The organism is Pseudomonas sp. LB3P93 (assembly GCF_054898025.1).
Genome location: NZ_CM142713.1, coordinates 3,982,013 through 3,995,055 on the forward strand (window position 1 = coordinate 3,982,013; position 13,043 = coordinate 3,995,055).

General features: G+C 60.7%; 12 protein-coding genes. 9 read left to right on the forward strand and 3 right to left on the reverse strand.

Annotation, left to right across the window (positions count from 1 at the left end):
- Nucleotides 1-10: 10 nt before the first annotated feature.
- The 4 genes from ACYZT8_RS18105 to ACYZT8_RS18120 all read left to right on the forward strand — a co-directional run bounded on the left by ACYZT8_RS18105 (nucleotide 11) and on the right by ACYZT8_RS18120 (nucleotide 3,614).
- Complete coding sequence (locus ACYZT8_RS18105) at nucleotides 11-709, forward strand: ABC transporter permease (protein ID WP_461974761.1); 699 nt, start codon at nucleotides 11-13, stop codon at nucleotides 707-709.
- Between the two features lie 9 nt (nucleotides 710-718).
- Nucleotides 719-1,831, forward strand: a complete 1,113-nt coding sequence (locus ACYZT8_RS18110) for a succinylglutamate desuccinylase/aspartoacylase family protein (RefSeq protein WP_461974763.1) — start codon at nucleotides 719-721, stop codon at nucleotides 1,829-1,831.
- A gap of 18 nt (nucleotides 1,832-1,849) precedes the next feature.
- Nucleotides 1,850-2,614 (forward strand): ABC transporter ATP-binding protein, encoded by a 765-nt coding sequence (locus ACYZT8_RS18115; protein WP_461974765.1) that lies wholly within the window; start codon nucleotides 1,850-1,852, stop codon nucleotides 2,612-2,614.
- 91 nt (nucleotides 2,615-2,705) lie between these two features.
- Complete coding sequence (locus ACYZT8_RS18120; RefSeq protein WP_461974767.1) at nucleotides 2,706-3,614, forward strand: MurR/RpiR family transcriptional regulator; 909 nt, start codon at nucleotides 2,706-2,708, stop codon at nucleotides 3,612-3,614.
- A 225-nt stretch (nucleotides 3,615-3,839) separates the two neighbouring features.
- Here the strand turns inward: ACYZT8_RS18120 and ACYZT8_RS18125 are convergent, their stop codons facing one another.
- Nucleotides 3,840-4,103 (reverse strand): DMT family transporter, encoded by a 264-nt coding sequence (locus tag ACYZT8_RS18125; RefSeq protein WP_461974769.1) that lies wholly within the window; start codon nucleotides 4,101-4,103, stop codon nucleotides 3,840-3,842.
- A 377-nt stretch (nucleotides 4,104-4,480) separates the two neighbouring features.
- Between ACYZT8_RS18125 and ACYZT8_RS18130 the strand changes: the two genes are divergently transcribed.
- Entirely contained in the window at nucleotides 4,481-5,683 is a 1,203-nt protein-coding gene (locus tag ACYZT8_RS18130; protein WP_461974771.1) for an NAD(P)/FAD-dependent oxidoreductase, read from the forward strand.
- Nucleotides 5,684-5,855: 172 nt separating this feature from the next.
- Nucleotides 5,856-7,307, forward strand: coding sequence for a M15 family metallopeptidase (locus ACYZT8_RS18135; RefSeq protein ID WP_461974773.1), 1,452 nt, complete (start codon nucleotides 5,856-5,858; stop codon nucleotides 7,305-7,307).
- 207 nt (nucleotides 7,308-7,514) lie between these two features.
- On the opposite strand, the gene ACYZT8_RS18140 is transcribed toward ACYZT8_RS18135, so the two are convergent.
- Together ACYZT8_RS18140 and ACYZT8_RS18145 are read right to left on the reverse strand one after the other, a co-directional pair.
- Complete coding sequence (locus tag ACYZT8_RS18140; RefSeq protein WP_461974775.1) at nucleotides 7,515-7,973, reverse strand: GNAT family N-acetyltransferase; 459 nt, start codon at nucleotides 7,971-7,973, stop codon at nucleotides 7,515-7,517.
- Nucleotides 7,974-7,993: 20 nt separating this feature from the next.
- Nucleotides 7,994-8,647 (reverse strand): peroxiredoxin, encoded by a 654-nt coding sequence (locus tag ACYZT8_RS18145; RefSeq protein ID WP_403104202.1) that lies wholly within the window; start codon nucleotides 8,645-8,647, stop codon nucleotides 7,994-7,996.
- Nucleotides 8,648-9,044: 397 nt separating this feature from the next.
- Between ACYZT8_RS18145 and ACYZT8_RS18150 the strand changes: the two genes are divergently transcribed.
- The 3 genes from ACYZT8_RS18150 to ACYZT8_RS18160 are packed head-to-tail and all read left to right on the forward strand — an operon-like array spanning nucleotide 9,045 to nucleotide 12,984.
- The gene (locus tag ACYZT8_RS18150) at nucleotides 9,045-10,418 is read left to right on the forward strand and encodes a glutamine synthetase family protein (protein ID WP_461974777.1); all 1,374 of its coding nucleotides are present in this window, start codon (nucleotides 9,045-9,047) and stop codon (nucleotides 10,416-10,418) included.
- Nucleotides 10,419-10,428: 10 nt separating this feature from the next.
- A complete protein-coding gene (locus ACYZT8_RS18155) occupies nucleotides 10,429-11,820 on the forward strand; it encodes an aldehyde dehydrogenase family protein (RefSeq protein ID WP_461974779.1) in 1,392 nt (463 codons plus the stop codon).
- Between the two features lie 3 nt (nucleotides 11,821-11,823).
- Nucleotides 11,824-12,984, forward strand: a complete 1,161-nt coding sequence (locus tag ACYZT8_RS18160; RefSeq protein WP_461974781.1) for an iron-containing alcohol dehydrogenase — start codon at nucleotides 11,824-11,826, stop codon at nucleotides 12,982-12,984.
- The last annotated feature ends 59 nt before the right edge of the window (nucleotides 12,985-13,043 follow it).

The following is a 13,043-nucleotide window of genomic DNA, read 5'->3' on the forward strand; positions in this document are numbered from 1 at the left end:
GACTACGCCGATGATTCTCGACTACAACCTGATCTGGGAAAACCTGCCGCTGTATCTCAATGGCGCGCTGGTGACCCTCAAAGTACTGCTGATTTCCCTGGCGTTTGGCCTGGTGCTGGCGGTCCCGTTGGCACTGATGCGGGTGTCCCGTTCACCGCTGATCAACTTCCCGGCCTGGCTCTATACCTACGTGATTCGCGGCACGCCGATGCTGGTGCAATTGTTCCTGATCTATTACGGCCTGGCGCAGTTTGCAGCGGTACGTGAAAGCGCGCTCTGGCCCTACCTCTCCAGTGCGACCTTTTGCGCCTGCCTGGCCTTTGCGATCAATACCAGTGCCTACAGCGCGGAACTGCTGGCCGGCAGTTTGAAATCAACGGCCCACGGCGAGATCGAAGCCGCCAAAGCCATGGGCATGTCGCGCTTCACCCTGTACCGCCGCATTTTGCTGCCGTCGGCCTTGCGCCGGGCACTGCCGCAGTACAGCAACGAAGTGTTGATGATGCTGCAAACCACCAGCCTGGCGTCGATCGTCACCCTGGTGGACATCACTGGCGCCGCGCGAACGGTCAGCTCGCGGTTTTATCTGCCGTTCGAGGCGTTCATCACGGCCGGCCTCATCTACCTGGCCCTGACCTTCATTCTGGTGCGTCTGTTCAAGCTGGCCGAGCGCCGCTGGCTGGCGTATCTGGCACCGCGCAAGCATTAAGGAGCTGTTATGGAGCACATTGAATACCTGTTGCCGTGGAGTGCTTCGGGCACCGAACGGCGCCTGTCGCTGTTTCGTTTTGGCAGCGGGCCGCGCAAGGCGTACATCCAGGCCTCGCTGCATGCCGATGAATTGCCGGGAATGCGCGTGGCGGTGGAACTCAAACGGCGTCTGCGGGTGCTGGAAGAGCAAGGACGCTTGAACGGGGTCGTCGAGTTGGTGCCGATGTCCAATCCGATTGGTATTGCGCAGATGTTCCAGGCCACCCATCAGGGTCGCTTCGAGTTCTCCAGCGGCAAGAACTTCAATCGTGATTTCCCGGAGTTGACCGAAGCCGTGGCCGCGATGGTGAAAGGCCAACTGGGCGATGATGCCGACGTCAACACCGCACTGATCCGCCGCGCCATGGCCGATGTCCTCGCCGACATCCCGCCCGCCACCTCGGAACTCGATGGCCTGCGCCGCCTGTTGCTGCAGCATGCGTGTGACGCCGATGTGGTGCTGGACCTGCACTGCGACTTCGAGTCAATCATGCTGCTTTATGCCATGCCGCAACACTGGCCACGTTTGCGCTCATTGGCTGCTCGCCTGGGTGCCGGTGCCGCCCTGCTGGCCGAAGATGCCGGCGGCAGCGCCTTCGATGAAGCCTGCGCGATCCCTTGGTTACGCCTGGCCGAGCTGTTTCCTGAAGCGGCCATTCCGATGGCGTGTGTCGCCACCACCATCGAATTGCGTGGCATGGCCGACACCGAGCGTGAGCAATGTGTCGACAGCGCCGAGGCGATTCTCGGCTATCTCGCCGACCAAGGCCTGATCAGCGGTGACTGGCCCCAGGCTCCGTTATCCGCGTGTGAAGCAACGCCATTCGCCGGGACGCAATACGCCTATGCGCCGCACCCCGGCGTGGTGAGTTTTCTGCAACCGCTGGGCGCCCGGGTCAGGGTTGGCGATCCGCTGTTCGAAGTGCTCGATCCGCTGAACGATCAACACAGCATCGTGCGTGCCAGCACCGACGGCATCCTTTATGCCCGCGAACGCCTGCGTTTTGCCCAGCCCGGTTTGTGGCTGGCCAAAGTCGCCGGCACCCGCCTCATTCGCCAGGGTCGCTTGCTCAGCGACTGACACCAGAGAGTGAACAGCATGTACAAACTTGAAATCCAGAACCTGCACAAAAGCTACGGCACCCACGAAGTGCTCAAGGGCGTGTCCCTGGAGGCGAAAGCCGGTGACGTCATCAGCCTGATCGGCTCCAGCGGCTCCGGCAAAAGCACCTTCCTGCGTTGCATCAACCTGCTGGAGCAGCCCAACGCGGGCAACATTGTGCTCAATGGCGAGCCACTCAAACTGGTGGCCAACAAACGCGGCGGGCTCAAGGCTGCCGAACCCAAACAGTTGCAACGCATGCGTTCGCGGCTGTCGATGGTGTTTCAGCACTTCAACCTGTGGTCGCACATGAGTGCCCTTGAAAACGTCATGGAAGCCCCGGTGCATGTCTTGGGCATGGGCAAGAAAGAAGCCCGGGAAAAGGCCGAGCATTACCTGAACAAAGTCGGCGTGGCGCACCGCATGGACGCTTGGCCGGCACATATGTCGGGCGGTGAGCAGCAGCGTGTGGCGATTGCCCGCGCGCTGGCCATGGAGCCGGAAGTGATGCTGTTTGACGAACCGACTTCAGCACTTGACCCGGAACTGGTCGGCGAAGTGCTCAAAGTCATGCAGGACCTGGCCCTCGAAGGCCGCACCATGGTGGTCGTGACCCACGAAATGGGCTTCGCCCGCGAGGTTTCCAATCAACTGGTGTTCCTGCACAAAGGCCTGGTCGAAGAGCGCGGCAACCCCCGTGAAGTGCTGGCCAATCCACAGTCCGAACGTCTGCAGCAGTTTCTGGCCGGCAGCTTGAAATAATCCGGCAGGCACCTTTCAGCGCTGCGCACCAACGGTTGGCATCGGATACACTCCGGCCAACCTCATGCACTCAGGAACTGTTGAGCCGGATATGCCGACCCCATCGAAAAACACCACGGTCTATGCCGCGCCGGTGATGCGCAAACTGGCGGAAATCGTTGCCGATTTGCCGCCGTCGTTGCGCAAGGTGGCGGATTTTATCCTGCGTCATCCGCTGAAGGCCGCGACGCTGACGATCGAGGAGATGGCGCACGAAACGTCCACCTCGCCCGCCGCGGTCAACCGCTTGGCCAAGGCGCTGAACCTGGGTGGCTACACCGGCATGAAGGCAGAACTGGTCACGACGTTGCAGCAGATGGTGTCGCCAGTCGACAAGCTGCGCAACGAACTGGCGCATCGTCCGGACGGCGCGTTTGGCCTGCACGAGCAGATCCAGAGCGCCAGCAGCAACCTGGCCACGGCGGCGACCAACAACCATGAAGAGACCTTTGAAGCGTTCGTCACCTGCCTGACCCAGGCGCGCAAAATCTACATCCTGGGCTTTGGCAACAGTGTCTACTTTGCCGGCCTCGCCGCCTCGACCCTGATGCCCTTCTGCGCGGACGCCACCGCCATCAGCATGGAGGGCGGCAACGAAAACGCCGCTTACCGCCTGGCCGCGATCACCGATCAGGACGTGTTGCTGGCGATCTCTCTACCGCGTTATTCCCTCGACACCCTGCAACTCGCCCGCTTCGCCAACGAACGTGGCGCTTCGGTACTGGCCATCACCGATTCACCCGCCTCGCCGCTGACCAACATCGCCGAACACACGCTGTTTGCCCCGGCCGACCATCCGGTGCTGACCAGTTCCAACATCGCAGTGCTGGCCTTGATCGAAGGATTGGTCGCGGGCGTGATGGCGCGCAACAAGGAAGCCGTCAAGCTGGCGACCGAATTGACCGAAAGCGTGATGGCTTACCTGCACGTTCCCGGCAGCGGTAAATCGTCGAAAAAGTGATGACGCTCAGTTAAGCCATAACGCGAACCGTAGCAGCTGGCGAAGCCTGCGTTCGGCTGCGAAGCAGTCGTGAAATCAGACGATGCGGTGTTTCAGATGGACCGCAAACCCAGGTTTCACGACTGCTTCGCAGCCGAACGCAGGCTTCGCCAGCTGCTACACAAATTGCGTGATCGCAGAAATGGTTTAATTGATCGGCATTAGGCGCCGAACCGGCCATCTTCATCAATTTCCCGAGACCAGCCTGAGCCCGATCACGCCGGCCAGAATCAGCACGATGCAGCCGATACTCAGCGCCGTCGTGGCGTCGCCCAGTACTGCCATTCCCAGAATCGCGGTGCCCGCCGCGCCGATGCCGGTCCAGACCGCGTAGGCCGTGCCTACGGGCAGTGAGTTCAGTGAAAGCGAAAGAAGAAAGACACTCGATAAACCGGTCGCCGCGGCAATCAGCCCGGGGATTAATCGCGTGAACCCTTCAGACCTTTTCATGTAGAAGGCAAATGCGATTTCGAGAATGCCGGCGATACCCAGTAATACCCAAGGACGCGCAGTTGCCCCTGCGACTTCAACACTTAGGTCTTAGCGGGGTATACGTTGGTATGACTATTCCACCCTCAAGTCCGCGTATCTTGTAATAACAACAGGCTCTGTCACGGAGCACTCCACATGACTGTAAAAATCGCTCGCCGCCTCCCGCTAATACCTTGGTATATCTTTCGCCCACTGAAGTATGACTTTGCTGAACCGATGTAGAAGTGCGCCCGGAAGAATCCGTCAATACCATGCCGTCACAGCGGACGACTACCGTCCCGCCAACTTGAAGAACACCTTCAAGACTATTGACCACTTCTTTTCAGGAACAAATCATGAAACAGCAAATTCTGGTTATCGGCGCGGGGTTCGGTGGTGTATGGAGCGCATTGAGCGCGGCCCGTCTGTTGGACATGCACAACCGTAATGACGTGGAAATCACCCTGCTGGCGCCCCAGGCGCAATTGCGCATACGTCCCCGTTTCTACGAAGTCGACGTGCACAAGATGTTCGCGCCCCTGGACGCGCTGTTTGATTCGGTGGGTGTGCGTTTCGTCAAAGGCATGGTCGAGCGCATCGACGAGCAGACAAAGACCGTTGGCTACCGCGATGAAACCGGACGCGAGGGCACGTTGAGCTACGACCGTCTGGTGTTGGCGGCCGGCAGCCAGTTAGCCCGTCCGAAGGTGCCAGGCCTTGCCGAACACGCCTTCGATGTAGATCAAATCGAAGCCGCGGTGCGCCTGGAAGACCACCTGAAATCCCTGAAGAACCGCCCCGCCAGCGTTGCCCGTAACACAGTGGTGGTCGCGGGTGGCGGTTTTACCGGTATCGAAACCGGCACCGAAATGCCGGCACGCCTGCGGGCGGTGCTCGGCAACGATCAGGACGTGCGCGTGATCATCATTGACCGTGCGCCGCAGATCGGCGCGACGATGGGTGACGGGATTCGCCCATCGATCATCGAGGCGTCCGAACACCTGGGCGTCGAATGGGTGGTCAACGCCAGTGTCGCGGCGGTAGACGCCAACGGCGTGACCCTCGCTGATGGCCGCCACATTGAGAGCCAAACGGTGATCTGGACCGTCGGTTTCCGCGCCAGCCCCCTGACCGAACATTTGACCAGTGATCGCGATCCCCAAGGGCGCTTGCACGTCGACGCAAACCTGAAGGTGTTGGGTCAGAAGCACGTCTATGCCGCCGGCGACGTCGCCTATGCCGCGACCGACGACCTTGGCAACTTCGCCGCGATGTCCTGCCAGCACGCGATCTCCCTGGGCCGCCACGCCGGGAATAACGTTGCTGCGGATCTGCTGGGTGTCGAGCCGACCCCTTACCGTCAGCCGAAGTACGTAACCTGCCTCGACCTGGGTGCCTGGGGCGCGGTGTTCACTGAAGGCTGGGATCGCCAGCTCAAACTGGTCAAGGACGAGGCCAAGGAGCTCAAGACGCAGATCAACACCCAGTGGATTTACCCGCCGGCAGCCGATCGTGCCACCGCACTGGCAGCGGCTGACCCGATGATTCCGGTGGCCTGAAACCTGGCCTGAATGTGGCGCCCGTGACAGCATCGCGGGCGCCTTTGCTTTCGCCCATAATTCTTGTTCCCCGACATGAATCAGCCAGACACAGGCACTCATGGTTTAAGATCCGTTTGAAGTGTTCTCCTGAATCGACAAAAACTTCATGCGCTTAAACCTGAAGGTTCGTATGCCCTCCTCGCTACCACTCCCGGTTCAATCGCGCCGCCGCCCGTGGCTGCGATCACTGCTGTTGCTGAGCATCATCTTTCCAGGCATGGCCCGTGCCGAGCCCAGACCCGAAAACATGGTCTATTTGCGCACGATTGATCCGACCATCGAACAAGACATTCGCTACGCCAGCGCCCACAACTTCACTGGACACTCACTCGACGGTTACGACGCGTCCGAGTGCCTGCTGTCGCTGGACACCGCCAACGCCCTCGCCCGAGTGCAACAGGCACTTCAATCACAAGGCTACGGCTTGAAAGTGTTCGACTGCTATCGACCCAGCCGGGCCGTGGCCGATATGGGCCGCTTCGCGACTGAGCCGGGCGACCCGCGCAAGGCCGAGTTCTATCCGCGCGTGGACAAACAGGACTTCTGGCGGCTGGGGTATGTGGCACGGGTGTCGAATCACTCCAGGGGCTCGACCGTGGACCTGACGCTGACCGGTCCCAAGGCACTGCCCGCCGACACCTGGACACCCTCGGCGGCACAAAGCGATTGCACCGCGCCTTACGCCCAGCGCTGGCATGACGGAGCACTCGACATGGGCACCGGGTTCGATTGCTTCGATGAGCGCGCCCATACCGCCAACCCGACCATCAACGCGACCGCGAAGGAAAATCGCCAGCGACTCACCAGCGCCATGGAAAAAGAGGGATTTGCCGGGTACTCGAAAGAGTGGTGGCACTTCACTTTTGGTGGAGAGGGAGCGCCGAAAAACGTGATGGATTTTCCCATTACGCCGCTGAGTGCCAGCGAAGTGCTGGACACCAGTCAGCAGCTGATTGTGGTTACCACAAAAAACTGGGATGACATCCAGGGCACTGCCCAGCGTTATGAACGGGCTGGGGGAAGTTTTCGAAAAGTCGGCGATGGGTTTGCCGTGGTGGTTGGCAAGAACGGGATGGCTTGGGGCAAGGGTTTGGGCAACGTTGAGGCCGGTGAAGGACCGGTCAAACGTGAAGGTGATGGAAAAGCGCCTGCCGGGATCTTCAAGCTTGGGACGGCGTTTGGCTACGACACGACGGCCGAGACAAAACTGCCTTACTTTGCGCTTACATCGACCACAGAATGCGTGGATGACAGCACATCCAAACGCTATAACGAACTGGTCGACGGGGCGGCGATAGCCAGGGACTGGAATAGCTCTGAGCATATGCGCAAAGAGGATGGTTATCGCAAGGGCATCTTCATCGAGCACAACACACCGGCGGCTCCGGGTTCAGGTTCGTGCATCTTTTTCCATATCTGGCGGGGGTCTGACTCGCCTACGTTGGGGTGTACGGCGATGGATCAGGGGGATATTTCGCGGTTGTTTGAGTGGCTGGATCCTCGCGAGTCTCCGATGCTGGTGCAGATGCCTGAGGCGCAATATGAGCAATTGCGTGGACGCTGGAAGTTGCCGCAGCGTTGATGGGCCACTACGTTCCAGCTGGGTAACCACGGAGCCCCTGTAGCAGCTGCCGAGCAGCGCGAGGCTGCGTTCGGCGACGCAGTCGTCGTGAAATCAGGGCGCGCGGTGCATCAGGATGTCCGCATGCGCAGGTTTTACGACGACTGCGTCGCCGAACGCAGCCTCGCGCCGCTCGGCAGCTGCTACATGGGGTTCGGCGGGCTTTGGTCAGCCCTGTTTCAGATCGAGGCAGTAGGTGTAATAACCCGGGTCGCGCACGTAACCCAATGACTCATACAACCGCTGCGCCGTGAAATTATCCGTGGCGGTTTCCAGCACCATGCCTTTGGCGCCTGTTGACAGCGCAAAGGCTCGGGCAGCGTTCATCAGTAACCTCCCCACGCCCTGCCCCCGGACCTCGGGGGCAGTGAACAGGTCGCTGAGCAGCCAGGTCCGGTGGGCGTCGATGGAGGAAAACGTCGGGTACAACTGGACGAACCCCAGTGCATCGCCGATGGAGTCCGATGCGAAGAAAATCACGGACTCATCCCGGGCGATGCGTTCGGCGATGAAGTCCCGGGATTGCGGAAGGTTCGAGGGCTGGCCGTAGAAGCCTCGATAAGCGTCGAAGAGGCTGGCGATTTTGTCGATGTGCGTTGCGTCGACGCGCAAGACTTGGACGGCCATGCTGAGGGGCTCCGTATTGATTACTTCGGTTGCGCTACCGTGCGCAAATAAGGTTTCACCGTTTTGAAACCATCCGGGTATTTCTTCTTCGCGTCCTCGTCGGACACCGAAGTCGGAATGATCACGTCTTCACCCGGACGCCAGTTAACCGGTGTCGCAACGGTGTGCTTGGCGTTCAATTGCAGTGCATCGAGCAGGCGCAGCACTTCATCGAAGTTGCGTCCGGCACTCATTGGGTAGATGAGCATCGCCTTGACCTTTTTGTCCGGCCCGATGATGAATACGGACCGCACCGTAGCGTTGTCCACGGCAGTGCGGGCGCCGCCGCTGGCATTCGGATGGATCATGTCGTAGAGCTTGGCCACCACCAGGTTCTCGTCGCCGATCATGGGGTAGTTGACCGCATGCCCCTGGGTTTCTTCGATGTCTTTGGCCCAGCTCGCATGATTGCTGACCGGGTCGACGCTGAGCCCGACGACCTTGGTGTTGCGTTTGTCGAACTCCGGCTTGAGCCCTGCCATATAACCGAGTTCAGTGGTGCACACCGGGGTGAAGTCCTTGGGGTGCGAGAACAGGATCGCCCACTTGTCGCCGATCCACTCATGGAAATGCAGCGTGCCTTCGGTGCTTTCGACGGTAAAGTCCGGCGCTTCGTCGCCAATGCGGATGGTCATGATCGTTCTCCTGACTGTGAGTCCGTAGGGAAGCCGTCAGAACGAATGTGGCTGTTCCAACGGCATTCGGGATCTGTGTTGAACCGGTCAACGCGGATCAGTATAGGAGACGCTTCAAGACATGCCGGTGACCGGCGTATTCACTTTGTAAGTCCTTGATTCAGGCCTTTGAAGGCAGCTCAGGCAACACCGCCAGCGCTGATGTCCTCGCCAGCAGATAGTAGCCCGGCCTGATTCCTCAAGTTTCGATCACCGAAACTTGCGTTTATCGGCCTTAAGCTAAGCTAAGAGCAGCTTATTGCACACGATGCTCGCGTCTGCAGGTTTTGGGGTTTTCTGGAGAGCGTCTGCAACAGCTATTTCAGATCGGCCCAACCCATTCACGCAGGACTACGTGATGACCGAGCCCCTCCTCAGCTTTGACCAACTCAAGCGTGCTGCCGCCTCCGGCGAGATCGATACCGTTCTGGTGTGCATGGTCGACATGCAAGGCCGACTCGTCGGCAAGCGATTCCAGGTCGAGTTTTTCATCGACAGCGGCCATGAAGAAACCCACTGCTGCAATTACTTGCTGGCCGACGACATCGACATGGAACCCGTGCCGGGTTACGCCGCTGCCAGTTGGAGCAAGGGCTATGGCGACTTTGTCCTCAAGCCCGACATGTCGACGTTACGGCGAGTGCCTTGGCTCGAGTGCACGGCGCTGGTGCTGTGTGACGTGCTCGATCATCACCATCGGCGCGACCTGCCGCACAGCCCGCGAGCGATCCTGAAAAAACAGATCGAGCGCCTGCGCGAACGCGGCTACACCGGCATGTTCGCCTCTGAACTTGAGTTCTATCTGTTCGACGAAAGCTACGAGGCCATCCACGAGCGCAACTACCACAAGCCAAAAACCGCCGGCCACTACATCGAGGATTACAACATCCTCCAGACCACCCGCGAGGAGCCGGTGCTGCGGGCGATTCGCAAACATCTGCAAGCCTCCGGCATTCCCGTGGAAAACTCCAAGGGTGAATGGGGGCCGGGCCAGGAAGAGATCAACATCCGTTACGCCGACGCGCTGACCATGGCCGACCACCACGTCATCATCAAGCACGCCTGCAAAGAGATCGCGCAGTTGCAGGGCAAGGCGATCACGTTCATGGCCAAGTGGCGGTATGACGCCGCCGGTTCCAGCAGCCACATCCACAATTCGCTGTGGGACAAGAACGCGAAGAAGCCGCTGTTCTTCGACGCCAAGGCTGAGTTTGGCATGTCGAAACTGATGCGCGCCTGGGTGGCCGGGCAGCTGAAATATGCCAACGACATCACCTGCTTTCTCGCGCCCTATATCAATTCCTACAAGCGTTTTCAGGCCGGCACGTTCGCGCCGACGCGGGCGGTCTGGAGTCGGGACAATCGCACCGCAGGCTTTCGTCTGTGCGCAGAAGGCAGCAAATCCATCCGCATCGAATGCCGCATCGGCGGTGCCGACCTCAACCCTTATCTGGCCTTCGCTGCGTTGATCGCCGCGGGGCTGGCCGGTATCGACGAGAAGCTCAACCTCGTGCCGCCCTTTGAAGGCGATGCTTACGTGGACGAGCACTTGCCTGAAGTGTCGAAAACCCTTCGCGAAGCCACCGCCGCACTCCAGAACTCAACGATGCTGCGTGAAGCGTTCGGGGATGAAGTGATCGACCACTACGTGCACACCGCCGAATGGGAGCAGAAAGAGTACGACCGGCGCATCACCGACTGGGAATTGCAGCGCGGTTTCGAGCGCTATTGAGAACGCCATCATGACTGCAACGATTCAACTCATTTCACCGGTCGATGGTCGGGTCTACGCCGAACGTCGCTGTGCCGATGCTGCACAGATCGAGCAGGCATTGACGGCTGCCGCAACGGCCCAGACGCAATGGAAACGCCGGCCACTGAGCGAACGCGCCGATTTTTGCAGTGCTGCGGTGGACGCGATGCTGGCCATGAAGGACGAGATTGTCCCGGAACTGGCCTGGCAGATGGGCCGCCCTGTGCGCTTTGGCGCGGGCGAACTGCGCGGCTTCGAAGAGCGTGCCCGGCATATGATCGCCATTGCGCCTGAAGCGCTGGCAGCGGTGGAACCCACGCCTGTCGCCGGTTTTCGAAGGCATATCAAACGTGAACCGCTCGGTACGGTGCTGGTCGTCGCACCGTGGAATTACCCCTATCTGACGGCAGTGAATACGATCATTCCGGCGCTGATGGCCGGCAACAGCGTCATCCTCAAACACGCTTCGCAAACGCTGCTGGTGGGTGAACGGTTCGCCGAAGCGTTTCGCCGCGCCAATCTGCCCGAAGGACTGTTCCAGAACCTGCTGCTCGATCATCGCCAGACCGGCGAGATCATTGCCTCCGGCCGCGTGCACCAAGTGAACTTCACCGGTTCGGTTGGCGCCGGCAAGGCCATGGAAACCGCCGCCACGGGCCGCTTCCTCGGCCTGGGCCTGGAACTCGGCGGCAAGGATCCGGCCTACGTCCGCGCAGACGCCAATCTCGAACACGCCGTGGAAAACCTGGTGGACGGCAGCTTCTTCAATTCGGGGCAAAGCTGCTGCGCCATCGAACGAATCTATGTCGATGCAAAAATCTACCCGGCGTTTGTCGAGCGATTCGTCGCACTGACGAATCAATACGTGCTGGGCAATCCACTGGACGAAGCCACCACACTCGGTCCGCTGGTGAACCCGGGCGCTGCTGAATTCGTGCGCGGACAAATCGCCGATGCGCTGTCCAAGGGCGCCAAGGCGCTGATCGATCCAAAGGCCTTTCCCTTCGACGCACCGGGCAGCGCCTACCTCGCGCCGCAGGTGCTGGTCGACGTCAACCATCACATGTCGGTGATGCGTGAGGAAAGCTTTGGTCCGGTGGTCGGCATCATGCCAGTGGCCGGCGACGACGAAGCCATTGCCTTGATGAACGACAGCGAGTTCGGGCTCAGCGCTTCCCTCTGGACCCAAGACCTCGCCGCCGCCGAACGCCTGGGCAACGAGATCGACACCGGCACCGTGTTCATGAACCGCTGCGATTACCTCGACCCGGCCCTGGCCTGGACCGGCGTGAAGAACAGCGGGCGCGGCGTGACGCTGTCGCGCCTGGGTTACGAACACCTGACCCGAGCCAAATCCTTCCATTTGCGCCACGAGATCTGAGCCATGAGCCTGACCGGGAACTGGAACTACCCCACGAGCATTCGCTTCGGTGTCGGCCGCATCAGCGAGCTGGCCGAGGTCTGTCGCAGCCAGGGTATCCAGCGACCGTTGCTGGTCACCGACAGCGGCCTGGCCCGCGCCCCGATCACCACGGCAGCGGTTGACGCCTTGCGCGCTGCCGGCCTCGGTGTCGCGCTGTTTTGCGACCTCAAGCCCAATCCGGTCGAAGCCAACCTGGCGGGCGGGCTCGATGCCTGGCGCGCCGGCCAGCACGATGGCGTGGTCGCCTTCGGCGGCGGCAGCGGCCTGGACATGGGCAAACTCATCGCCTTCATGAGCGGCCAGACCCGACCGGTGTGGGATTTCGAAGACATCGGCGACTACTGGACACGCGCCGACGAAAGCCAGATCGCCCCGGTCATCGCGGTGCCGACGACCGCAGGCACAGGTTCTGAAGTCGGCCGCGCCGCCGTGATCATCGACGAGCGTACCCACACCAAACGCATCATCTTCCACCCGAAAATGATGCCGCGCGTGGTCATCAGCGACCCGGCCCTGACCGTCGGCATGCCGGCAAAAGTCACCGCCGGCACGGGCATGGATGCGTTGGCGCATTGCCTGGAAGCCTACTGCGCGCCCGGTTTTCACCCGCTGGCCGATGGCATCTCGGTGGAAGGCATACGTCTGGTGGCCAGCGCTCTGGTGCGCGCCGTCCACACGCCTTCCGACCTTGATGCCCGCGCGCAAATGCTCGCCGCCGCCGCGATGGGCGCCACTGCATTTCAAAAAGGTCTGGGCGGCATGCACGCCCTTTCGCATCCGGTCGGCGCGCTGTACGACACCCATCACGGCATGACCAACGCCACCTTCATGCCCTATGTATTGCAATTCAATCGCCCGGCCATCGAAGAGCGTATCACGCGCCTGGCGGCTTATTTACGCCTGCCTTCGCCGGGGTTCGACAGTTTTCTGGCCTTCATCCTCAAACTGCGCAAGGACATCGGCGTGCCGCATACGCTGGTTGAGTTGGGCGTGGATGATCGCCAGGCCGATCTGATCGCGGACATGGCAATTGTCGACCCTTCTGCCGGCGGCAACCCGGTGCCATTGACGCGGGCCGGCGCGGCACAGATTTTCGACGCGGCGTATCACGGCCGTCTCTAGAGCAGTTGCCTGTGCTGGCGCATGACTAACACTCGGCGCGTGGACAGGGTTGGAAACAG